The organism is Citrobacter sp. Cpo045 (genome assembly GCF_030332875.1).
Lineage (GTDB): Bacteria > Pseudomonadota > Gammaproteobacteria > Enterobacterales > Enterobacteriaceae > Citrobacter > Citrobacter portucalensis.
The window spans coordinates 644,207-665,742 of sequence record NZ_JAOWGZ010000103.1 but is presented as its reverse complement, the minus strand read 5'-3'; the positions used below and the strand labels follow the sequence as shown (position 1 = coordinate 665,742).

Here is a 21,536-nt window from a genome sequence, read left to right as displayed (position 1 = left end):
GCCTCCCGGGTTACGTTTTAGCGCTGCCAGCTCAGCGTCATTGATACTGAGTCGGCGTAACGCAATGCGTGAAGTTTATCTATCTCGACTTCAGCATAAGTGACCCAGTGATGTTCGCGTGCGATATCGAGCACATCTTGAGTTAATTTTTCTAACAATGAGAAGCGGTTACCCTCCACGTGGGCAATGATGCTTTTGGTTATAGTGCGGTAATTCAGCGCGTCGTTGATATCTTCGCTGGTACGCGCTTTGTCTGCCGGATAGTGAATGGCAATGTTGATGACGATATCCTGGCGGTTAAGGATCTCCTCTTCTTTAATGCCGATAAAGGTGCGCAGACGAAGGTTTTTTATACGAATAATAGCGTCAGGTTGTGACATTGCAGGTTTCCTCCATGTATGAACCTCTGCATGATACACGAGAACCGAATTGCGTCACCGCTTCTCACTCAGTGCTTGCTGCATGGCGCGTTCCGTGGCAGGACGCGTACGGATGCGTTCGTGCCAGTTATTGACCGCCGGGTAATTGTCGAGGTCGATGCGCTGACGCTGATGGGCGTGGATCCACGGCCAGCAGGCAATGTCAGCAATGCTGTAGTGATCGCCTCCCAGCCAGGGTGACGTTTCCAGACGTTTATTCATCACGTTGTACAGGCGCTGGGTTTCAACCTGGTATCTTTCAATAGCGTAAGGGATCGTTTGCGGAGCGTAATGACTGAAATGATGATTCTGCCCCAGCATGGGACCCAGACCGCTGACCTGCCAGAACAGCCACTGCAGTGTGGTGTGGCGTTCGCGTAATTCACCGCTGAGCAGCTTACCGCTCTTCTCCGCCAGATAGAGTAAAATTTCTCCGGACTCAAACAAGCTGATGGGCCTTCCGCCATCTTCCGGCGCATGATCGATAATGGCCGGGATTTTATTGTTCGGCGAGATCAGCAGAAAATCGGGGCGAAACTGGCTGCCTTTGCTGATATCGACATGAATCAGACGGTATTGCAGCTGTGCCTCTTCAAGAAACAGCGTGATTTTGTGACCGTTTGGCGATGGCGTGTAATAGAGATCGATCATTTTCAGCATCCGTTTTGTCATGAACCGGGTCATTACAAGTATAGAGCCTGTTGGCGTGCGTGAGTTTTCATCAAGTGACAGCGAGAGAAAGACTCTATATTTTGAAGGCAAGCCAATACACTTCAGAGGACATTATGAGCAAATCTGCAATTACGCTGTGGTCAGATGCCAATTTTTTCTCCCCCTACGTGCTGTCTGTTTATGTCGCTCTGCAAGAGAAGGGGCTACCTTTCACGCTGAAAACCGTTGATCTCAATAGTGGTGAACACTTGCATCCTTCATGGCAAGGTTACGCCTTGACGCGCCGCGTACCGGTTCTGGAGATCGATGGTTTTGAACTGAGCGAATCATCAGCGATTACGGAATTCCTGGAAGAGAGCTTTGCACCGCCACAGTGGGAGCGTATCTACCCACACGATGTACAAAAGCGCGCTCGGGCGCGCCAGGTTCAGGCGTGGATCCGCAGCGATTTAATGCCTATCCGTGAGGAACGATCAACAGATGTCGTTTTTGCTGGCGTGAAGAAAGGCCCGTTAAGCGAAGCGGGAAAAGCCAGTGCGGAAAAACTGTTCGCTACTGCGAGCAGTTTACTGAGCCACGGTAAGCAGAATTTATTTGGCGAATGGTGTATCGCTGACTGCGATTTAGCGCTAATGCTTAATCGACTGGTCCTTAACGGCGATGAGGTTCCAGAAGCGCTTGCGGAATACGCCACCTTCCAGTGGCAGCGCGCTTCAGTACAGCGTTTTATCGCGCTTTCAGCGAAGCGTTCCTGCTGAAAAACGGGCCGTAATCCAGTATCATTACAAGGTAATTTTCAGCGAGGAGTGAGTGATGAAACTGATGTTCGCATCGGACATTCATGGTTCGTTGCCAGCCACGGAACGCGTACTCGAACGGTTTGCTGCAAGCGGCGCGCAATGGCTGGTGATATTGGGTGATGTTTTAAACCACGGGCCGCGTAATGCGCTTCCAGAAGGCTATGCACCTGCGCAGGTTGCTGAACGGCTGAATGAGCTGGCATCGCGAATTATTGCGGTGCGTGGTAATTGCGACAGCGAAGTGGATCAGATGCTCCTGCATTTTCCGATGACTGCGCCGTGGCAGCAAATTCTGACAGAAAACCAGCGACTCTTTTTGACGCACGGACACCTTTTTGGCCCGCAAAATATGCCGGCGCTCAATGCGGGCGATGTTCTGGTTTATGGGCATACTCATCTGCCGGTTGCTGAGCGGCGCGAGGGTATCTATCATTTCAATCCCGGCTCGGTAAGCATCCCGAAAGGGGGCTTTGCGGCAAGTTACGGGATTCTGGATGATAATGTTCTCAGCGTAATGGCACTCAATGATCAAAGTGTTATTGCACAGGTCGAGATTAATCCGTAATTTACCCCACAAACATAAACGCGCCGTAAGAGCGCCAGAAAAAAGAAGGTTTCCTGATGGTGGAACAGCGTCGTTTGGCAAGTACTGAATGGGTGGATATTGTGAATGAAGACAACGAAGTCATTGCACAGTCCAGCCGGGAACAAATGCGGGCGCAACGCTTACGCCATCGTGCAACGTATATCGTTGTGCATGATGGTATGGGCAAAATTCTGGTTCAACGTCGCACTGAGACAAAAGATTTTTTGCCCGGCATGCTGGATGCCACCGCAGGCGGTGTGGTTCAGGCTGACGAGCAGATGCTGGAATCAGCGCGTCGTGAAGCAGAAGAGGAACTGGGGATTGCGGGCGTGCCGTTTGCCGAGCATGGTCAGTTTTACTTTGAAGACCAGAACTGTCGCGTATGGGGTGGGTTGTTTAGCTGCGTTTCCCACGGACCGTTTGCGCTTCAGGAAGATGAGGTCAGTGAAGTTTGCTGGTTGACGCCGGAAGAAATTACCGCGCGCTGCGACGAATTTACACCGGACTCCCTGAAAGCCCTGGCGCTGTGGATGACCCGCAACGCCAAGAATGAAGGGGCGAAAGCCGAAAAGCAGGAAGAAGCTGAGTAAACTCTGTTCATCCGGCCTACTGCGTCGAGAAATCGAGTAGGCCGGACGCACACTTTTTAATGGTAACCCATCATCTGCGCGCCAATCACCACCACGCTGGACATAATAAACAGCAGTCCCAACAGCGTAGCACCTACCTTCAGCCAGTTACGAAAATCTACCCGACAAACGCCTAACGTAGCCATCAGAGATGCTGACGTCGGATAGATAATATGACTGAATCCGTCGCCAAACTGGAAGGCCAGGACTGTGACCTGACGGTTTACGCCAACCAGATCGCCCAGCGGTGCCAGTAGCGGCATGGTTAACGCAGCCTGACCAGAGCCGGAAGTGACGAAGAAATTAAAAACTGCCTGGAACAACAGCATAAACCACGCCGCGATGGCGTTATCCAGCCCGCTGATGCCATTGGCAATGCTGTGCAGCAGAGTGTTTAACACGCTGGCTTCACCCGCCTCTCCATTACCGACCAGCAGTAAAATGCCTTTGGCAAAACCAACCAGCAGGGCAGGGGCAATCATCATTCGTGCACCCTCAGTGAATGAGGAGGCCATGATGTTGACAGTCATGCCGTTGAGCCGAAACACGACGCCGATAATGCCAATCACCAGACCCATCGTGAAGAACTGACTGGCGATCTCAGGAATAAACCACGCGTTGACGATAACGCCCCAGACAACCCAAATCATCACCGCGGTCAGCACCAGTAGCACTAACCAGTCGCCCAGCGTGAAGCGTCGTTCCACGACTTCGTCCTGCTGCTCGCGAAAGAAGCGGTCGGATTCATGTACCCGGGACAAAAGCGGATTCTTTTTGATTCGCGCCGCATAGGCCAGCGTGAAGGTCAGCCCGATTAGTGTAGCGATCACCCAGACCACGATGCGTAGCCCGGAACCAGAGAGCACCGGTACCCCCGCAATACCTTGCGCGACCACCACGCAAAATGGGTTCATCCATGAGCTGGCGAAACCAATCTGAGTCGCGATATAGGTAACCAGCACGGTGGTGATACTGTCGTAACCTAGCCGTACCATCAAAGGCGCGATGATAATGGCAAAGGCAACAGCCTCTTCCCCCATGCCAAACACCGCGCCGCCTAAGGAGAAGAGAATAAACAGCACTGGGATAAACAGGACCTCGTTGCCCCGCGTATGGCGAATGAGCGCCAGGATGCCGTTATCAATGGTGCCGGTACGCATAACGATGCCGAATGCGCCGCCAATGACCAGCATAAACATAATGATGCCGACAGCAGTGCCGAATTTCGAGCCGGAGGTTAATCCTTCAAACGGGAAATTCATCAGGCCTGGGCGTTCATCTCCGGTGGTGAATAACTGCACCCGGTGATACTGCTCTTCACCTGCGTCGTTGGTCAGAATACGAAAGGAATGGGGGTCAACCACCTTACGGGTTTTGGTTTGTCCATCAACCTGATACTGCACTTCCTGGCTGTCGAACATCCCGACGGGAACAACCCATGTCGCCAGACTGGTTAAAACGGCGACGAAAAAAATAATCACCAGCGTGTCGGGCATCGCCCATTTTTTAGCTGGCTGTGATTCTGTTACTGCTGACATGAAAGACTATCCCTGTTGCAACGCAAAAGAGAGTAAGTATGCGAACAGAAGAATAGTTATTCATTGATGCAGCGCATCCAGGCAAATGTTTCAGATTATGCCAAAAGGGAAATAGACATAAAAAAACCGGAAATATCAGCTATTTCCGGTTTGATAAGCAGATGTGTTGCCGGATAAGAGATCCGGCACACTCGGCAGATTACTGCTGCTGCTGGGAAGACTGGATCGCGGTCAGTGCGATGGTGTAGACGATATCGTCTACCAGCGCGCCACGAGACAGGTCGTTCACCGGCTTGCGCATACCCTGCAGCATTGGCCCGATGGAGATCAGGTCGGCAGAACGCTGTACCGCTTTGTAAGTGGTGTTACCGGTGTTCAGATCCGGGAAGATGAACACGGTAGCGCGACCTGCAACCGGAGAGTTCGGCGCTTTGGATTTCGCTACGTCAGCCATAACAGCGGCGTCGTACTGCAGCGGACCGTCGATCATCAGGTCAGGACGTTTTTCCTGTGCCAGACGGGTTGCTTCGCGAACTTTCTCTACGTCACTACCTGCACCAGAAGTACCGGTGGAGTAGGAGAGCATCGCTACGCGCGGTTCGATACCGAAGGCAATTGCGGAATCAGCGGACTGAATCGCGATTTCTGCCAGCTGCTCTGCAGTCGGATCCGGGTTGATCGCGCAGTCGCCGTAAACGTAAACCTGATCCGGCAGCAGCATGAAGAACACGGAAGACACCAGAGAGCTACCCGGTGCAGTTTTGATCAGCTGCAGCGGCGGACGGATGGTGTTCGCGGTGGTGTGTACTGCACCAGAAACCAGACCGTCAACATCGTCCTGTTCCAGCATCAGGGTACCGAGAACCACGTTGTCTTCCAGCTGTTCGCGGGCAACGGTTTCGGTCATTCCTTTGTTTTTACGCAGTTCGACCAGGCGAGCAACGTAGCTTTCGCGAACCACATCTGGATCAACGATTTCTACGCCAGCGCCCAGTTCAACGCCCTGAGAGGCTGCAACGCGGGTGATCTCATCCGGGTTACCCAGCAGTACGCAGGTTGCGATACCACGTTCAGCACAGATAGCAGCCGCTTTAACGGTACGCGGTTCGTCGCCTTCCGGCAGAACAACACGTTTGCCCGCTTTGCGCGCCAGCTCGGTCAACTGATAACGGAACGCCGGTGGAGACAGACGACGGCTGCGTTCAGAAGTCGCGGTCAGAGATTCAATCCAGTCAGCATTGATGTAATTAGCAACGTATTCCTGAACTTTCTCAATGCGCTCGTGATCGTCAACCGGAACTTCCAGGTTGAAGCTCTGCAGGCTCAGAGAGGTCTGCCAGGTGTTGGTGTTTACCATGAATACCGGCAGGCCAGTTTCAAATGCACGTTCGCACAGTTTAGTGATGCGCGCGTCCATTTCGTAGCCGCCAGTCAGCAGCAGAGCACCGATTTCTACGCCGTTCATAGCAGCCAGACATGCTGCAACCAGCACGTCAGGACGGTCGGCAGAAGTCACCAGCAGAGAACCTGCGCGGAAGTGCTCCAGCATGTGTGGAATGCTGCGTGCGCAGAACGTCACAGACTTCACGCGACGGGTGTTGATATCGCCTTCGTTAACGATGGTGGCGTTCAGGTGACGCGCCATATCGATTGCACGAGTAGCGATCAGATCGAAGCTCCATGGCACCGCGCCCAGAACCGGCAGCGGGCTGGATTCTTGCAGTTTAGCCGGATCAACTTTGATCACTTTCGCTTTGGAAGAGTCGTCGAAAATCTCGGACAGATCCGGGCGAGTACGGCCCTGCTCATCAACCGGTGCGTTCAGTTTGTTAACGATTACGCCGGTGATGTTGGTGTTTTTCGCGCCGCCGAAGCTGCTGCGAGTCAGTTCAATACGCTCGTTCAGCTGTTCCGGGGTGTCGGTACCCTGAGACATAACGAAGACGATTTCCGCGTTCAGCGTTTTCGCGATTTCGTAGTTCAGAGACTGCGCGAACTGATGTTTACGGGTTGGGACCAGGCCTTCAACCAGTACAACTTCAGCGTCTTTGGTGTTCGCGTGGTAGTTCGCGATGATCTCTTCCATCAGCACATCTTTCTGATTGCTGGACAGCAGAGATTCAACGTGGCTCATCTTCAGCGGCTCTGCGGCTGGCAGAGAAGAGTTAGCACGGACGATGCTGGTAGTCTGGTCTGGCGCATCGCCACCGGCACGCGGTTGAGCGATCGGCTTAAAGACGCTCAGACGAACGCCTTTGCGTTCCATTGCGCGGATCACGCCAAGGCTGACGCTGGTCAGGCCGACGCTGGTTCCGGTAGGGATCAGCATAATAATACGGGACACGGTTTATCCTCTTTCGTTACCGCCAATTTAGACGGGTTACAAAACAGCACCGCCAGCTAGGCTGGCGGTGTGAAATCAGGCAGTCAGGCGGCTCGCGTCTTGCGCGATAACCAGTTCTTCGTTGGTTGGGATAACCAGCGCAGGACGGGTACCTTCTTTGTTGATGAAACCAGATTTGCCGAAACGTGCGGCCAGGTTACGTTCGTGGTCAACTTCAAAGCCCAGAACGCCCAGTTTGCCCAGAGACAGTTCACGAACCATCGCTGCGTTTTCACCGATACCACCGGTGAAGACAACTGCATCCAGACGACCATCCATCAGCGCAGTGTAAGAACCGATGTATTTCGCCAGACGGTGGCAGTAAACGTCCATTGCACGTTTAGCGTCTTCTTTAGTAGCGTAGTTATCTTCAACATAACGGCAGTCGCTGGTGACTTCGGTCAGACCCAGCAGGCCGGACTCTTTGGTCAGCATTTTGTTGATCTGGTCAACGCTCATGCCCAGGGTATCGTGCAGGTGGAAGATGATCGCCGGGTCGATGTCACCGGAACGCGTACCCATCACCAGACCTTCCAGCGGGGTCAGACCCATGGAGGTATCAACACATTTACCGTTACGGATAGCAGATACAGAACCGCCATTGCCCAGGTGGCAAGTGATGATGTTCAGCTCTTCAACCGGTTTGTTCAGCACTTTTGCCGCTTCCTGAGTGACGAAGAAGTGGCTGGTACCGTGCGCGCCGTAACGACGAACGCCGTGTTCTTTGTACAGGCTGTACGGCAGAGCATAGAGGTAAGACTCTTCCGGCATAGTCTGATGGAACGCGGTGTCGAATACAGCTACGTTTTTGTCTTTCAGATTAGGGAAGGATTTCAGCGCTTCTGCGATACCGATCAGGTGAGCTGGGTTATGCAGCGGTGCGAAAGAGGCAGAATCTTTGATGCCCTGAATAACGGAATCATCGATAACCACGGAGCTGGTGTACTTCTCGCCGCCGTGTACGATACGGTGACCAATAGCGGTCAATTGCGCAGACAATTCTGGTTTTTGTGCCAGAATAGTGTTAACGATAAAGTTCAGCGCTTCACTGTGAGCGGCGCCTGCACCTAAAGCCGCTTCTTGTTTACCGCCGTCCATTTTCCACTTGATACGTGCTTCTGGGAGATGGAAACATTCGGCTAAACCAGAGAGGTATTCTTCACCGTTTACTGCATCGATGATGGCAAATTTCAGTGAGGAGCTACCGCAGTTCAGAACCAGTACTAACTTACTCGACATGGAAGTACCTATTTATGATACGTGGCTAAAAAAACGTCAGGGAGTCATAGAGCGTAGCGCATGATGACACCGACGTTTATGATTAACATCATGCGCCATAGTCTTTTTGGGCACGATGGAATAAATACCTTTGAGTCTATGTCATTTTGCGTATTTTTCAGGCAATGGCATAATGTATGCCAATTTGACGACCCAATGATTTTGGACTACAGGCCTTACAGGCCGGCACAGGATACCTGAATGTGGGTATCAAAGACAAAATGTTTTGAACGATGTCCCTTGTAGTTGTTGTTTTGCACAAATTTTTTAATTTTTATATGTGAAGTTGAGGTAACCGCCATGTCGACACCGGATAATCGCTCCGTCAATTTTTTTAGCTTGTTTCGCCGGGGGCAGCACTATGCAAAGACGTGGCCAATGGAAAAGCGCCTTGCGCCCGTGTTTGTTGAGAACCGCGTGATCCGCATGACGCGTTACGCGATCCGTTTTATGCCGCCTATCGCCGTCTTCACCTTATGTTGGCAAATTGCGTTAGGGGGGCAGTTGGGCCCGGCCGTGGCGACTGCGCTGTTTGCGCTTAGCCTGCCGATGCAGGGGATGTGGTGGCTGGGAAAACGTTCTGTAACGCCGCTGCCGCCTTCAATTCTCAATTGGTTCTACGAAGTTCGGGGTAAATTGCAAGAAGCTGGGCAGGCGCTCTCTCCGGTAGAAGGAAAGCCGGATTACCAGGCGCTGGCTGACACGCTTAAGCGCGCCTTCAAACAACTGGATAAAACTTTCCTTGATGATTTGTAATTGACCCCTGATTACGCATATAAAAGAAGGCACAAGATGCCTTCTTTTTTTTCATCGCAGTAGTAGTGATACAGGAGTCCCAAATGGAAATGACCAACGCTCAACGTCTGATTTTGTCGAATCAGTACAAAATGATGACTATGCTCGATCCAACTAACGCCGAGCGTTATCGTCGTTTGCAGACGATTATTGAACGCGGTTACGGCTTGCAGATGCGTGAGCTGGATCGTGAGTTTGGTGAACTGACGGAAGAAACCTGTCGAACAATTATCGATATTATGGAGATGTATCACGCATTACATGTGTCCTGGACTAATCTTAAGGATGCGCAGGCTATTGATGAGCGTCGCGTGACCTTCCTCGGTTTTGACGCCGCAACGGAAGCCCGTTTCCTCGGGTACGTTCGTTTTATGGTCAATGTGGAAGGTCGTTACACCCACTTTGATGCGGGTACGCATGGCTTCAACGCCCAGACCCCAATGTGGGAAAAATATCAGCGTATGCTGAATGTTTGGCACTCTTGCCCGCGTCAGTATCACCTGAGCGCGAATGAAATTAACCAAATCATTAATGCCTGAGGGGGCGAGCGTGCAGTGCAAAGGTTTTCTGTTTGATCTGGATGGAACGCTGGTCGATTCCTTACCCGCAGTAGAGCGTGCGTGGTGCAACTGGGCCGATCGCTTCGGCCTCGATCACGCCGAGGTACTCGGCTTTATTCATGGCAAGCAGGCCATTACCTCCCTGCGACACTTTATGGTGGGCAAGTCTGAGGCAGAGATCGCCGCGGAATTTACCCGTCTGGAACAGATCGAAGCGACGGAAACCGCCGGGATCACCGCGCTACCGGGGGCGGTTGATTTACTCAACCATCTCAATAAAGCGGGTATTCCATGGGCGATTGTGACCTCCGGCTCTATGCCGGTCGCACGGGCGCGCCATCGTGTTGCCGGGCTTCCTGCTCCTGAAGTGTTTGTCACCGCCGAGCGGGTAAAAAGAGGGAAACCAGAGCCAGACGCGTATCTGTTAGGCGCTCAGCTTCTGGGCCTGGCACCGCAGGAATGTGCAGTCGTGGAAGATGCCCCCGCCGGGGTGCTCTCAGGACTGGCTGCTGGGTGTCATGTCATCGCGGTTAACGCGCCAGCGGATACGCCGCGTCTGGACGAAGTTGATTTTTCGCTGACCAGTCTGGAACATATTTCTGTGACCAAACAACCCAACGGAAATGTGGTCGTTATAAGAAATACCTGATCATGATTTAGCCCCAGATTGTTGGGGCTTTTTTATGGCAGAATCAGTCCATCCCTCTCATTTAACAAGGATATGTTGTGAACGGTGAATTGATATGGGTTCTCTCATTGCTGGCGATTGCCGTCGTCTTGTTTGCAACTGGCAGAGTGCGTATGGACGCGGTCGCTTTGCTGGTCATTATTGCCTTTGTTCTGAGTGGAACATTGAGCATCACAGAGGCTTTTTCCGGGTTCAGCGATCCTAATGTTATTTTGATAGCGGCTTTATTCATTATCGGCGACGGCCTGGTGCGTACCGGCGTGGCGACGGTAATGGGTGCCTGGCTGGTGAAGGTCGCCGGCAGCAGTGAAGTCAAAATGCTGGTGTTGCTGATGATAACCGTAGCCGGACTCGGTGCCTTCATGAGTTCGACCGGTGTGGTCGCCATCTTTATTCCGGTTGTCTTAAGCGTTTCCATGCGCATGCAAATCTCCCCCTCACGGCTGATGATGCCGTTGAGCTTTGCCGGATTGATAAGCGGCATGATGACGCTGGTGGCAACGCCGCCGAACCTGGTCGTCAACAGTGAATTGTTACGTGAAGGACTTAACGGTTTTAGCTTTTTTAGCGTAACCCCACTGGGACTGGTGGTGTTGGTACTCGGCATAATTTATATGCTGGTGATGCGTTTTATGCTGAAAGGTGAAGACTCCGGGCAGCCGGGAGACGGCTGGAAGCGCCGGACCTTTCGCGATCTGATCAAAGAATATCGCCTGACAGGGCGTGCCCGTCGCCTGGCGATTCGCCCGGGTTCTCCCATGATTGGCCAACGTCTGGATGATCTGAAATTGCGTGAGCGCTACGGGGCAAACGTGATTGGTGTTGAACGCTGGCGGCGTTTTCGCCGCGTGATTGTCGATGTTAACGGGGTTTCTGAGTTCCGTGCCCGTGACGTATTGCTGATCGATATGTCAGCGGCCGACGTCGACCTGCGTGAATTTTGCAGCGAGCAACTGTTGGAGCCGATGGTGCTGCGCGGTGAATACTTCTCCGAGCAGGCGCTTGACGTGGGTATGGCCGAGATTTCATTAATCCCTGAATCGGAATTGATCGGCAAAACGGTACGGGAAATCGCTTTTCGTACGCGTTATGGCCTGAATGTCGTCGGACTGAAGCGTGATGGTACGGCACTGGCCGGAGCGGTGGTGGATGAACCACTGCTGATGGGCGATATCATTCTGGTAGTGGGTAACTGGAAACTCATCACTTTGTTGGGGCAAAAAGGGCGCGATTTCGTGGTGCTGAATATGCCCGTGGAAGTCAGTGAAGCTTCTCCGGCGCACAGCCAGGCGCCGCATGCGATTTTCTGTCTGGTGCTGATGGTCGCGTTAATGCTCACCGATGAAATCCCTAATACGGTTGCCGCGATTATCGCCTGTTTGCTGATGGGAAAATTCCGCTGCATCGATGCCGAAAGCGCCTATAAAGCCATTCACTGGCCAAGTATTATTTTGATTGTCGGAATGATGCCCTTTGCGCTGGCATTACAGAAAACGGGCGGTGTTGATCTGGTGGTTAAAGGGCTAATGGACGTTGGTGGAGGGTACGGCCCGTATATGATGCTGGGCTGCCTGTTCGTGCTGTGCGCGACCATTGGGTTATTTATCTCTAACACTGCGACGGCGGTACTGATGGCGCCGATTGCGCTGGCGGCAGCAAAGTCGATGGGCGTTTCGCCGTATCCTTTTGCGATGGTGATTGCGATGGCGGCTTCCGCAGCCTTTATGACGCCAGTTTCTTCACCGGTAAACACACTGGTACTCGGGCCGGGTAACTACAGCTTTAGCGATTTCGTAAAAATTGGCGTGCCGTTTACCATTATTGTGATGGTGGTGTGCGTGGTGATGATCCCGATGCTGTTTCCGTTTTGATTTTTATGTGCCGGATGGCGGCTAACGCCTCATCCGGCCTACAAAGGCAATGTCGCCGCAAACTTACAATGGAGAATCCTGACTGATTTCATCTAATGAGAGGTGAAAACTCGGGACGAACACGTCCATAAAGTAGTCCATCTCTTCGCTGCGTCGTGACTCCAGCGTTTTTTCCAGACGCGTTTTTGCCAGCAAAAATTCGTTGTTACCGGCAGAGAGTTCTTCCAGGCACTTCAGATACGCGCACAGGGCATCGGCCTGTTTAACAATCGACCTCTCTTCTTCACTTAAGGCATGTTCATCAATGAGCGGCGCAAAAATATCGCGCAGCTCATCGGGAACCATATCGACCAGTTTTTGTTGGGCAATTTTCTCTATCGCTTTATATTCCTGAGCAATCTGAGAGTTGAAATATTTCACTGGGGTAGGGAGGTCGCCGGTTAATACCTCTGACGCATCGTGATACATCGCCAGCAGGGCAATACGCTCAGCATTAACCTGACCACCAAATTTACGGTTTTTAATTGCGGCCAGCGCATGGGCAACCATGGCAACCTGCAGACTGTGTTCGGACACGTTTTCGGTGCGCACGTTGCGCATCAGCGGCCAGCGGTTAATGAGTTTCAGACGGGAGAGGTGGGCAAAAAAGTGGCTCTGCTTCATAACGACCCTTACTCAGTGACTTCAGTAACGGTATTTTGCGCAGAGAGTGCTACCGGATGCAAACCCGGCAGCACTTTGCGTAGTTACAGCTGGCGATACCCTGACAGGAAACGCTCAAATTTACTCAGCGACATTTCGATATCGTCAATACGCGGTAGCGTGACGATGCGGAAATGATCCGGCCACGGCCAGTTGAATGCCGTCCCCTGGACCAGCAGTACTTTTTCCTGCAACAGGAAGTCGAGTACCATCTTCTGGTCGTCATGAATATTAAAGCGTTTAGCATCAATTTTCGGGAACATATACAGCGCACCGCGCGGTTTTACGCAAGAGACGCCGGGGATGTCATTAAGCAGTTCCCAGGCGCGGTTACGTTGCTCATACAGACGCCCGCCTGGCATGATGAATTCGCTGATGCTCTGATATCCACCCAGTGCGGTCTGAATGGCATGTTGTGCCGGAACGTTGGCACACAGGCGCATAGAAGCCAGCATCTCAAGGCCTTCGATATACCCTTTGGCATGTTTCTTCGGTCCGTTCAGTACCATCCAGCCCTGGCGGAAACCGGCAACACGATAGGTTTTTGACAGGCCGTTAAAGGTAATAGTCAGCAGGTCAGGGGCCATTGCCGCAATCGAGTGGTGCTCGGCGTCATCGTAAAGAATTTTGTCGTAAATCTCGTCCGCAAAGATGATGAGATTGTTTTGGCGGGCAATCTCAACAATCTCCATCAGCAGCTCTTTAGAATACACCGCGCCAGTAGGGTTGTTTGGGTTGATGATGACGATCCCACGGGTACGCGGCGTAATTTTGGCGCGGATATCATCCAGGTCCGGGAACCAGTCTGACGATTCGTCACACAGGTAGTGCACGGCATTACCACCAGAGAGCGAAACCGCCGCCGTCCATAGTGGATAATCAGGTGCAGGAACCAGCATTTCGTCCCCACTGTTTAGCAATGCCTGCATGGCCTGCACAATCAATTCAGATACGCCGTTACCGATATAGATATCTTCCACGGTTACGTCGCGCATCCCACGGGCCTGGTAATGCTGCATGATTGCTTTGCGGGCTGAATAAAGGCCTTTGGAATCGCAATATCCTTGCGCAGTTGGCAAATTGCGGATCACATCCACCAAAATTTCATCTGGCGCTTCAAACCCGAAAGGCGCAGGGTTGCCGATGTTCAGTTTCAGAACTTTGTTGCCTTCTTCTTCCAGGCGCTTTGCTTCCTTCAGAACCGGGCCGCGAATGTCATAACAGACGTTTTCTAATTTGCTGGATTTTTCAATGGGGGACATGAACGTTGACCTTTTTAGCTGTGAATGCCACTCCCTGCCGTGGAAGTCAGCCCAGCACAATGTACTCCCACGACGGTGAGTTTTGAAGGGTCTTTAGTAGAAGATTTTGGAAAGCAGGAGGATTATAATTCACTGTTAATAACTAAATAATGTGATTTTTGTAGAGTAATAATCTGGATTGTTGTGTTTTTTGTGGTTTATATTTTGCTTTGTTAGTGTGGGTATGGTGATTTGTCTGGTCAAAAAAAGTTAGGTCTGTAAAGACAAAGTAGCTGAGATCTCAGCTGAATGGCGTAATTCGAAAATACTGAGGTTTTGCCTGCGAAATCTGTTATCGGTCTGATCCCTGCGTGATACGGTGTGAATCCATTGTTAAGCATAATTAATGAATTGAGAGATTCTTAATTAATTATTATTTATTATTTAAACGACATCAAATTGAGTGGGCCAATAATACGAAAACCGTTGCACTGACATAACACCAATTTGCCCGGAATTATTCGCGATAACACTTATAAATATAGTGGTTTTAGGTTAAGATAACTCCTATGAAATGGTGTGTAGTACGAATTTTACGATAATTCAAATGTTTGTTGGTTGTTCCTAACATCCTGAAAAGTTAGTTTTTAATGTGTAAATTATTGTTCGTTAACTATTTTTTAAATTTACAAAATTTACATGTTTCCCATTAGTCAGAATCATCCAGCAGCTAAAAATACGGCTCTTTCTCGTTGCTATATTCCGATGAATATCACGGGTATTAAAATAGCTCAGAAAGAGAATTGTTTCGTTTGTTAAACCAAATACATCCTTATTTTCACTTGGTTACACTAAGCGAAACTGAAGGGAGGCACATTACAAATGGAGTTGTTTGATTCTGAATGCACAGCATTAACCCGGTATGACCCGCGAGTAAGTGAAAAACTATGATAAATGCAAATCGTCCGATAATTAACCTCGACCTCGATCTGCTGAGAACCTTTGTTGCTGTTGCCGACCTGAATACCTTTGCGGCTGCGGCAGCTGCGGTATGTCGAACTCAGTCTGCGGTAAGTCAGCAAATGCAGCGTCTTGAACAACTTGTGGGGAAAGAGTTGTTCGCGCGCCATGGACGCAACAAACTGCTGACCGAACATGGTATCCAGCTGTTGGGTTACGCCAGGAAAATACTGCGATTTAATGATGAGGCATGCTCATCATTGATGTTTAACAATCTTCAGGGGGTGTTAACTATCGGTGCTTCTGATGAATCCGCCGATACCATACTCCCTTTTCTGCTTAACCGTATAAGTTCGGTTTATCCGAAACTTGCACTGGATGTCAGAGTGAAACGCAACGCCTACATGGTGGAGATGCTTAAGTCGCAAGAAGTGGATTTAGTGGTCACCACTAACCGACCTGGCGATTTTGAGTGCCTGAATTTGCGAACTTCACCGACGCACTGGTATTGCGCAGCCGAATATATCCTGCAAAAAGGCGAACCGGTGCCGTTAGTTCTGCTGGACGATCCCAGCCCGTTTCGCGATATCGTGCTGGCGACGTTGAATGCCGCACAGATCCCGTGGCGTCTGGCTTATGTCGCTTCAACATTGCCTGCGGTCCGCGCGGCGGTAAAAGCAGGGCTGGGCGTTACTGCCCGTCCTGTCGAAATGATGAGCCCGGATTTACGCGTACTGGGTGCGGCGGACGGATTGCCACCTCTGCCTGATACCGAGTATCTGCTGTGCAGCGATCCGGCCACGCAAAATGAATTAGCTCAGGTTATCTTTAAGTCGATGCAGACATATCAAAATCCTTGGCAATACAATCAGTTTACCCCTGAAGGGGGAGATGACTCGCTGATTGTTGAAGGCGACTTTGAGTAAAGCGTCACAAAAAAACGTTTTAAAATGTAAGTGTAAAAAAGAGCCACTGATGATGAAAAAACATCCAGCGGCTCTTTTTTTATGCAAATATTACTGCTTTCTGTTCATTCATATACTAAAACTTAACAAAATCAGCAGGTAAAAAAACAGACTGACAATAGGATGAAAAATAATCAGCTGAGTTGCTAAATGTTTCCATGTTAAAAAACTAGAGAAATTGTTGCTGTTTTTTATGGTGAATTAACAAAAGCGTGTCACAGATCAAGAAAATACTCCCATTTAGGGGGAGGCATCTGGGTGAATTCCTGTCAAAATAGACGTGTATTATCTTTTTTACTTCACTACGGACACGATTCAACAACATTAAAAATGACCGATGATGCAATCGAAATGGGTCTAAAGAGCACTTTATGTTAATGAAGTTGGAACAGTGTAAAATAATGTGAGGAAACTTTTGTTAAAGTTGACAAAAGGTTATAGAAAGGAGTAAAAAACCCCATCAATTAGCTGTATAAAATGATTTTTCACAGTGATTGTAAGGTTTTTTTTATTCCTCCCCATGAATCGATGTGGCGTTCATCTGCCGAAAAGAGCAGAGAATTTGGCGCTACTTTTGATGAGTAAGCAATGAGTATGTCAACATCCACTGAAATCATCGCTCATCACTGGGCATTCGCTATCTTTCTTATCGTTGCCATTGGCCTGTGCTGCCTGATGCTCGTCGGCGGCTGGTTTTTAGGGGGTCGCGCACGCGCGAGATCTAAAAACGTGCCGTTTGAATCAGGTATCGACTCGGTCGGCACCGCCCGCCTGCGCCTGTCTGCCAAGTTTTATCTGGTAGCCATGTTCTTCGTTATCTTCGACGTTGAAGCGCTGTATCTGTTCGCATGGTCAACTTCTATCCGTGAAAGCGGTTGGATTGGCTTTGTGGAAGCTGCAATTTTTATTTTTGTGTTACTGGCAGGTCTGGTTTATCTGGTGCGTATTGGCGCGCTGGACTGGACGCCCGCGCGTTCACGCCGCGAGCGTATGAACCCGGAAACGAACAGTATCGCTAATCGTCAACGCTAACCGCGAGGCATTAAGATGGATTATACGCTCACCCGCATAGATCCTAACGGTGAGAACGACCGTTACCCCCTGCAAAAACAGGAGATCGTAACCGACCCCCTGGAACAAGAAGTTAACAAAAACGTGTTCATGGGCAAACTGCATGACATGGTTAACTGGGGCCGTAAAAACTCAATTTGGCCATATAACTTTGGCCTTTCCTGCTGCTACGTTGAGATGGTGACCTCGTTTACCGCCGTGCACGATGTGGCCCGTTTTGGTGCGGAAGTACTGCGTGCATCGCCGCGTCAGGCTGACCTGATGGTCGTAGCCGGAACCTGCTTTACCAAAATGGCGCCAGTTATTCAGCGCCTCTACGATCAGATGCTGGAACCGAAATGGGTTATTTCCATGGGCGCATGCGCCAACTCCGGCGGTATGTACGACATCTATTCTGTGGTGCAGGGCGTTGATAAATTTATTCCGGTCGATGTGTACATCCCGGGATGTCCGCCGCGCCCAGAAGCGTATATGCAGGCTCTGATGCTGCTGCAAGATTCCATTGGCAAAGAACGCCGTCCGCTCTCCTGGGTGGTTGGCGATCAGGGCGTTTATCGCGCCAATATGCAGTCAGAACGCGAGCGTAAACGCGGCGAACGTATTGCTGTAACGAATCTTCGTACACCAGACGAGATTTAATTTGCGCCTGTCGGCAGCAGCACTTCCTTCGCTTATCACTACATAAATAGCGCGAAGCACTGCCGACCACCACGGACCATTTGCAATGGTGAACAATATGACCGACTTAACCGCGCAAGACGCCGTATGGCAAACACGGGATCACCTTGATGACCCGGTCATTGGCGAACTGCGCAACCGTTTTGGGCCGGATGCCTTTACCGTTCAGGCGACTCGCACCGGGGTACCCGTTGTTTGGGTCAAGCGTGAACAATTACTGGAAGTTGGCGATTTCTTAAAGAGACTGCCGAAACCTTACGTCATGCTGTTTGACTTACACGGCATGGACGAACGTCTGCGTACGCACCGCGAAGGGTTACCTGCCGCGGATTTTTCCGTTTTCTATCACCTGATTTCCATTGAACGCAATCGCGATATCATGCTCAAGGTGGCTTTGTCTGAAAACGATCTGCGCGTACCGACTTTCACCAAACTGTTCCCGAACGCCAACTGGTACGAGCGTGAAACCTGGGAAATGTTTGGCATCGATATCGAAGGTCACCCGCACCTGACGCGTCTGCTGATGCCGCATACCTGGGAAGGTCATCCGCTGCGTAAAGACTACCCGGCGCGTGCGACCGAATTTGATCCGTTTGAGCTGACTAAAGCCAAACAGGATCTGGAAATGGAAGCGCTGACCTTCAAACCTGAAGATTGGGGTATGAAGCGTAGTACCGAAAACGAGGACTTCATGTTCCTCAACCTCGGTCCTAACCACCCGTCTTCTCACGGTGCTTTCCGTATTGTGCTGCAGCTTGATGGCGAAGAAATCGTCGACTGCGTACCTGACATCGGCTACCACCACCGTGGCGCTGAAAAGATGGGTGAACGTCAGTCCTGGCACAGCTACATTCCGTACACCGACCGTATTGAGTACCTCGGCGGCTGCGTAAACGAAATGCCTTACGTACTGGCCGTTGAGAAGCTGGCTGGTATCACCACGCCGGATCGCGTCAACGTGATTCGCGTGATGTTGTCCGAACTGTTCCGTATCAACAGCCACCTGCTGTACATCTCCACGTTCATTCAGGACGTCGGCGCGATGACCCCGGTATTCTTCGCCTTTACTGACCGTCAGAAAATCTATGACGTGGTGGAAGCGATCACCGGTTTCCGTATGCACCCGGCCTGGTTCCGTATCGGCGGTGTGGCACACGATCTGCCGCGCGGTTGGGACAAGCTGCTGCGTGACTTCCTCGACTGGATGCCAAAACGTCTGGATTCTTACGAGAAAGCCGCGCTGCGTAACACCATCCTGAAAGGCCGTTCGCAGGGCGTTGCCGCTTACGGTAAGAAAGAAGCGCTGGACTGGGGTTGTACCGGTGCTGCGCTGCGCGCGACCGGTATTGATTTCGACGTGCGTAAAGCGCGTCCGTACTCTGGCTACGAAAACTTTGACTTTGAAGTCCCGGTTGGCGGCGGCGTTTCTGACTGCTATACCCGCGTGATGCTGAAAGTTGAAGAGCTGCGCCAGAGTCTGCGCATCCTTGAGCAGTGCCTCAATAACATGCCGGAAGGCCCGTTCAAAGCGGATCACCCGCTGACGACGCCGCCGCCGAAAGAGCGCACGCTGCAACATATCGAAACCCTTATCACCCACTTCCTGCAGGTTTCGTGGGGCCCGGTTATGCCGGCAAACGAGTCCTTCCAGATGGTGGAAGCGACCAAGGGTATCAACAGTTACTACCTGACCAGCGATGGCAGCACCATGAGTTACCGTACCCGTATCCGTACCCCGAGCTATGCGCACCTGCAGCAGATCCCGGTAGCGGTACGTGGCAGCCTGGTGTCCGACTTAATCGTCCATCTGGGTAGTATCGATTTTGTTATGTCAGATGTGGACCGCTAATTATGCACGAGAATCAACAACCACAAACCGAGGCTTTTGAGCTGAGTGCGGCTGAGCGTGAAGCGATTGAGCACGAGAAGCACCACTACGAAGACCCGCGTGCGGCGTCCATTGAAGCGCTGAAAATCGTTCAGAAACAGCGTGGCTGGGTGCCGGATGGGGCGATCTATGCGATCGCTGATGTGCTGGGTATTCCGGCAAGCGACGTAGAAGGTGTTGCTACGTTTTATAGCCAGATCTTCCGCCAGCCGGTAGGTCGCCACGTGATCCGCTATTGCGACAGCGTGGTGTGCCATATCAACGGTTACCAGGGGATCCAGGCCGCGCTTGAGAAAAAACTCAACATCAAGCCGGGGCAGACGACCTTTGATGGTCGCTTTACACTGCTGCCGACCTGTTGCCTGGGGAACTGCGATAAAGGGCCAAACATGATGATCGATGAGGATACTCACGCTCACCTGACCCCGGAAGGCATTCCCGAACTACTGGAGCGGTATAAATGAAAGACATTATCCGTACTCCCGAAACCCATCCGCTGACCTGGCGTCTGCGTGATGACAAACAGCCGGTCTGGCTGGACGAATACCGTAGCAAGAACGGCTACGAAGGTGCGCGTAAGGCCCTGACCGGGCTGTCACCGGACGAAATCGTTAATCAGGTAAAAGACGCTGGCCTGAAAGGGCGCGGCGGCGCGGGCTTTTCCACCGGTCTGAAGTGGAGCCTGATGCCGAAAGACGAATCCATGAACATCCGTTACCTGCTGTGTAACGCCGATGAAATGGAGCCGGGCACCTATAAAGACCGTCTGCTGATGGAACAGCTGCCGCACCTGCTGGTGGAAGGCATGCTGATTTCCGCGTTTGCGCTGAAAGCGTACCGTGGTTACATCTTCCTGCGCGGTGAATATATCGAAGCAGCCGTGCATCTGCGTCGCGCGATTGCCGAAGCGACCGAAGCCGGTCTGCTTGGCAAAAACATCATGGGCACTGGTTTCGACTTCGAACTGTTTGTCCACACCGGGGCAGGGCGTTACATCTGCGGTGAAGAAACCGCGCTGATCAACTCCCTCGAAGGTCGCCGTGCTAACCCTCGTTCCAAGCCGCCGTTCCCGGCAAGCTCTGGCGCATGGGGCAAACCGACCTGCGTAAACAACGTCGAAACCCTGTGTAACGTACCGGCTATCCTCGCGAACGGCGTGGAGTGGTACCAGAACATTTCGAAGAGCAAAGACGCGGGCACCAAGCTGATGGGCTTCTCTGGTCGCGTGAAGAATCCTGGCCTGTGGGAACTGCCTTTCGGTACTACCGCGCGTGAGATCCTCGAAGATTACGCGGGCGGCATGCGCGATGGACTGAAGTTCAAAGCCTGGCAGCCAGGCGGCGCAGGGACTGACTTCCTGACCGAAGCGCACCTCGATCTGCCGATGGAATTCGAAAGCATTGGTAAAGCAGGTAGCCGTCTGGGCACCGCGCTGGCCATGGCTGTCGATCACGAGATTGGCATGGTTCCTTTGGTGCGTAACCTCGAAGAGTTCTTTGCCCGCGAGTCTTGCGGCTGGTGTACGCCGTGCCGTGACGGTCTGCCGTGGAGTGTGAAAATTCTGCGCGCGCTGGAGCGTGGCGAAGGCCAGCCTGGGGATATCGAGACACTTGAGCAACTGTGTCGTTTCCTCGGCCCGGGTAAAACCTTCTGTGCACACGCACCGGGTGCAGTGGAACCGCTGCAGAGCGCCATTAAATATTTCCGCGAAGAATTCGAAGCTGGCATCAAGCAGTCCTTCAGCAATACCCATCAGATTGGTGGTATTCAGCCGAACCTGCTGAAAGAGCGCTGGTGATTACAGGGTTAGCC

Annotated in this window: 20 protein-coding genes; 13 read left to right on the top strand and 7 right to left on the bottom strand. The window is 51.6% G+C overall.

The window, feature by feature from the left end; translation table 11 throughout:
• Positions 1 to 17: 17 nt before the first annotated feature.
• Together folX and yfcG are read right to left on the bottom strand one after the other, a co-directional pair.
• Complete coding sequence (folX, locus tag OGY13_RS19145) at positions 18 to 380, bottom strand: dihydroneopterin triphosphate 2'-epimerase (RefSeq protein WP_003028107.1); 363 nt, start codon at positions 378 to 380, stop codon at positions 18 to 20.
• A gap of 54 nt (positions 381 to 434) precedes the next feature.
• Positions 435 to 1,070: a GSH-dependent disulfide bond oxidoreductase gene (gene yfcG, locus OGY13_RS19140; RefSeq protein ID WP_020996685.1), complete on the bottom strand. Its 636-nt coding sequence runs from the start codon at positions 1,068 to 1,070 to the stop codon at positions 435 to 437.
• 134 nt (positions 1,071 to 1,204) lie between these two features.
• On the opposite strand from yfcG, the gene yfcF reads away from it, so the two are divergent.
• The 3 genes from yfcF to yfcD are packed head-to-tail and all read left to right on the top strand — an operon-like array spanning position 1,205 to position 3,067.
• Complete coding sequence (yfcF, locus tag OGY13_RS19135) at positions 1,205 to 1,849, top strand: glutathione transferase (RefSeq protein WP_003834778.1); 645 nt, start codon at positions 1,205 to 1,207, stop codon at positions 1,847 to 1,849.
• 55 nt (positions 1,850 to 1,904) lie between these two features.
• Entirely contained in the window at positions 1,905 to 2,456 is a 552-nt protein-coding gene (gene yfcE, locus OGY13_RS19130) for a phosphodiesterase (protein ID WP_048234823.1), read from the top strand.
• Positions 2,457 to 2,512: 56 nt separating this feature from the next.
• Entirely contained in the window at positions 2,513 to 3,067 is a 555-nt protein-coding gene (yfcD, locus tag OGY13_RS19125; protein WP_003834775.1) for an NUDIX hydrolase YfcD, read from the top strand.
• Between the two features lie 56 nt (positions 3,068 to 3,123).
• On the opposite strand, the gene yfcC is transcribed toward yfcD, so the two are convergent.
• The 3 genes from yfcC to ackA all read right to left on the bottom strand — a co-directional run bounded on the left by yfcC (position 3,124) and on the right by ackA (position 8,266).
• Positions 3,124 to 4,644: a putative basic amino acid antiporter YfcC gene (yfcC, locus tag OGY13_RS19120; protein WP_008785352.1), complete on the bottom strand. Its 1,521-nt coding sequence runs from the start codon at positions 4,642 to 4,644 to the stop codon at positions 3,124 to 3,126.
• A gap of 199 nt (positions 4,645 to 4,843) precedes the next feature.
• Positions 4,844 to 6,988 (bottom strand): phosphate acetyltransferase, encoded by a 2,145-nt coding sequence (gene pta, locus OGY13_RS19115; protein ID WP_008785351.1) that lies wholly within the window; start codon positions 6,986 to 6,988, stop codon positions 4,844 to 4,846.
• A gap of 75 nt (positions 6,989 to 7,063) precedes the next feature.
• The gene (gene ackA / locus OGY13_RS19110; protein WP_003834770.1) at positions 7,064 to 8,266 is read right to left on the bottom strand and encodes an acetate kinase; all 1,203 of its coding nucleotides are present in this window, start codon (positions 8,264 to 8,266) and stop codon (positions 7,064 to 7,066) included.
• 339 nt (positions 8,267 to 8,605) lie between these two features.
• Here ackA and yfbV point away from each other — a divergent pair, with 339 nt between their 5' ends.
• From yfbV to OGY13_RS19090, 4 genes are all read left to right on the top strand, one after another.
• Complete coding sequence (gene yfbV / locus OGY13_RS19105) at positions 8,606 to 9,061, top strand: terminus macrodomain insulation protein YfbV (protein ID WP_003028087.1); 456 nt, start codon at positions 8,606 to 8,608, stop codon at positions 9,059 to 9,061.
• An 83-nt stretch (positions 9,062 to 9,144) separates the two neighbouring features.
• The gene (locus OGY13_RS19100) at positions 9,145 to 9,639 is read left to right on the top strand and encodes a YfbU family protein (protein WP_003028086.1); all 495 of its coding nucleotides are present in this window, start codon (positions 9,145 to 9,147) and stop codon (positions 9,637 to 9,639) included.
• The gene (locus OGY13_RS19095; RefSeq protein WP_008785348.1) at positions 9,632 to 10,309 is read left to right on the top strand and encodes a sugar phosphatase; all 678 of its coding nucleotides are present in this window, start codon (positions 9,632 to 9,634) and stop codon (positions 10,307 to 10,309) included. The genes OGY13_RS19100 and OGY13_RS19095 overlap by 8 nt, the downstream gene beginning before the upstream one ends.
• A 77-nt stretch (positions 10,310 to 10,386) precedes the next feature.
• A complete protein-coding gene (locus OGY13_RS19090) occupies positions 10,387 to 12,219 on the top strand; it encodes an SLC13 family permease (protein ID WP_032944084.1) in 1,833 nt (610 codons plus the stop codon).
• A gap of 63 nt (positions 12,220 to 12,282) precedes the next feature.
• Here OGY13_RS19090 and yfbR read toward each other — a convergent pair whose 3' ends face one another.
• Together yfbR and alaA are read right to left on the bottom strand one after the other, a co-directional pair.
• Positions 12,283 to 12,882, bottom strand: a complete 600-nt coding sequence (gene yfbR / locus OGY13_RS19085) for a 5'-deoxynucleotidase (RefSeq protein WP_003028083.1) — start codon at positions 12,880 to 12,882, stop codon at positions 12,283 to 12,285.
• Positions 12,883 to 12,965: 83 nt separating this feature from the next.
• Positions 12,966 to 14,183 carry an alanine transaminase AlaA gene (alaA, locus tag OGY13_RS19080; protein ID WP_003028082.1) on the bottom strand — a complete coding sequence of 406 codons (1,218 nt, stop codon included), beginning with the start codon at positions 14,181 to 14,183 and terminating at the stop codon, positions 12,966 to 12,968.
• A gap of 926 nt (positions 14,184 to 15,109) precedes the next feature.
• Between alaA and lrhA the strand changes: the two genes are divergently transcribed.
• From lrhA to nuoF, 6 genes are all read left to right on the top strand, one after another.
• Positions 15,110 to 16,048: a transcriptional regulator LrhA gene (gene lrhA / locus OGY13_RS19075; protein WP_003834760.1), complete on the top strand. Its 939-nt coding sequence runs from the start codon at positions 15,110 to 15,112 to the stop codon at positions 16,046 to 16,048.
• A 627-nt stretch (positions 16,049 to 16,675) separates the two neighbouring features.
• Complete coding sequence (nuoA, locus tag OGY13_RS19070) at positions 16,676 to 17,119, top strand: NADH-quinone oxidoreductase subunit NuoA (RefSeq protein ID WP_003028077.1); 444 nt, start codon at positions 16,676 to 16,678, stop codon at positions 17,117 to 17,119.
• A 15-nt stretch (positions 17,120 to 17,134) separates the two neighbouring features.
• Positions 17,135 to 17,797 (top strand): NADH-quinone oxidoreductase subunit NuoB, encoded by a 663-nt coding sequence (gene nuoB, locus OGY13_RS19065; protein ID WP_003028075.1) that lies wholly within the window; start codon positions 17,135 to 17,137, stop codon positions 17,795 to 17,797.
• 85 nt (positions 17,798 to 17,882) lie between these two features.
• A complete protein-coding gene (gene nuoC / locus OGY13_RS19060) occupies positions 17,883 to 19,685 on the top strand; it encodes an NADH-quinone oxidoreductase subunit C/D (RefSeq protein WP_003834757.1) in 1,803 nt (600 codons plus the stop codon).
• Positions 19,686 to 19,687: 2 nt separating this feature from the next.
• Complete coding sequence (gene nuoE / locus OGY13_RS19055) at positions 19,688 to 20,188, top strand: NADH-quinone oxidoreductase subunit NuoE (protein ID WP_003028069.1); 501 nt, start codon at positions 19,688 to 19,690, stop codon at positions 20,186 to 20,188.
• The gene (gene nuoF, locus OGY13_RS19050) at positions 20,185 to 21,522 is read left to right on the top strand and encodes an NADH-quinone oxidoreductase subunit NuoF (protein ID WP_003834753.1); all 1,338 of its coding nucleotides are present in this window, start codon (positions 20,185 to 20,187) and stop codon (positions 21,520 to 21,522) included. Before nuoE ends, nuoF begins: the two co-directional genes overlap by 4 nt.
• The last annotated feature ends 14 nt before the right edge of the window (positions 21,523 to 21,536 follow it).

Bases quoted from the DNA above. Each gene is read 5' to 3' on its own strand.
- folX (WP_003028107.1), bottom strand. From the start codon at position 380: ATGTCACAACCTGACGCTATTATTCGTATAAAAAACCTTCGTCTGCGC.
- yfcG (WP_020996685.1), bottom strand. From the start codon at position 1,070: ATGATCGATCTCTATTACACGCCATCGCCAAACGGTCACAAAATCACG.
- yfcF (WP_003834778.1), top strand. From the start codon at position 1,205: ATGAGCAAATCTGCAATTACGCTGTGGTCAGATGCCAATTTTTTCTCC.
- yfcE (WP_048234823.1), top strand. From the start codon at position 1,905: ATGAAACTGATGTTCGCATCGGACATTCATGGTTCGTTGCCAGCCACG.
- yfcD (WP_003834775.1), top strand. From the start codon at position 2,513: ATGGTGGAACAGCGTCGTTTGGCAAGTACTGAATGGGTGGATATTGTG.
- yfcC (WP_008785352.1), bottom strand. From the start codon at position 4,644: ATGTCAGCAGTAACAGAATCACAGCCAGCTAAAAAATGGGCGATGCCC.
- ackA (WP_003834770.1), bottom strand. From the start codon at position 8,266: ATGTCGAGTAAGTTAGTACTGGTTCTGAACTGCGGTAGCTCCTCACTG.
- yfbV (WP_003028087.1), top strand. From the start codon at position 8,606: ATGTCGACACCGGATAATCGCTCCGTCAATTTTTTTAGCTTGTTTCGC.
- OGY13_RS19100 (WP_003028086.1), top strand. From the start codon at position 9,145: ATGGAAATGACCAACGCTCAACGTCTGATTTTGTCGAATCAGTACAAA.
- OGY13_RS19095 (WP_008785348.1), top strand. From the start codon at position 9,632: ATGCCTGAGGGGGCGAGCGTGCAGTGCAAAGGTTTTCTGTTTGATCTG.
- yfbR (WP_003028083.1), bottom strand. From the start codon at position 12,882: ATGAAGCAGAGCCACTTTTTTGCCCACCTCTCCCGTCTGAAACTCATT.
- alaA (WP_003028082.1), bottom strand. From the start codon at position 14,183: ATGTCCCCCATTGAAAAATCCAGCAAATTAGAAAACGTCTGTTATGAC.
- lrhA (WP_003834760.1), top strand. From the start codon at position 15,110: ATGATAAATGCAAATCGTCCGATAATTAACCTCGACCTCGATCTGCTG.
- nuoA (WP_003028077.1), top strand. From the start codon at position 16,676: ATGAGTATGTCAACATCCACTGAAATCATCGCTCATCACTGGGCATTC.
- nuoB (WP_003028075.1), top strand. From the start codon at position 17,135: ATGGATTATACGCTCACCCGCATAGATCCTAACGGTGAGAACGACCGT.
- nuoC (WP_003834757.1), top strand. From the start codon at position 17,883: ATGGTGAACAATATGACCGACTTAACCGCGCAAGACGCCGTATGGCAA.
- nuoE (WP_003028069.1), top strand. From the start codon at position 19,688: ATGCACGAGAATCAACAACCACAAACCGAGGCTTTTGAGCTGAGTGCG.
- nuoF (WP_003834753.1), top strand. From the start codon at position 20,185: ATGAAAGACATTATCCGTACTCCCGAAACCCATCCGCTGACCTGGCGT.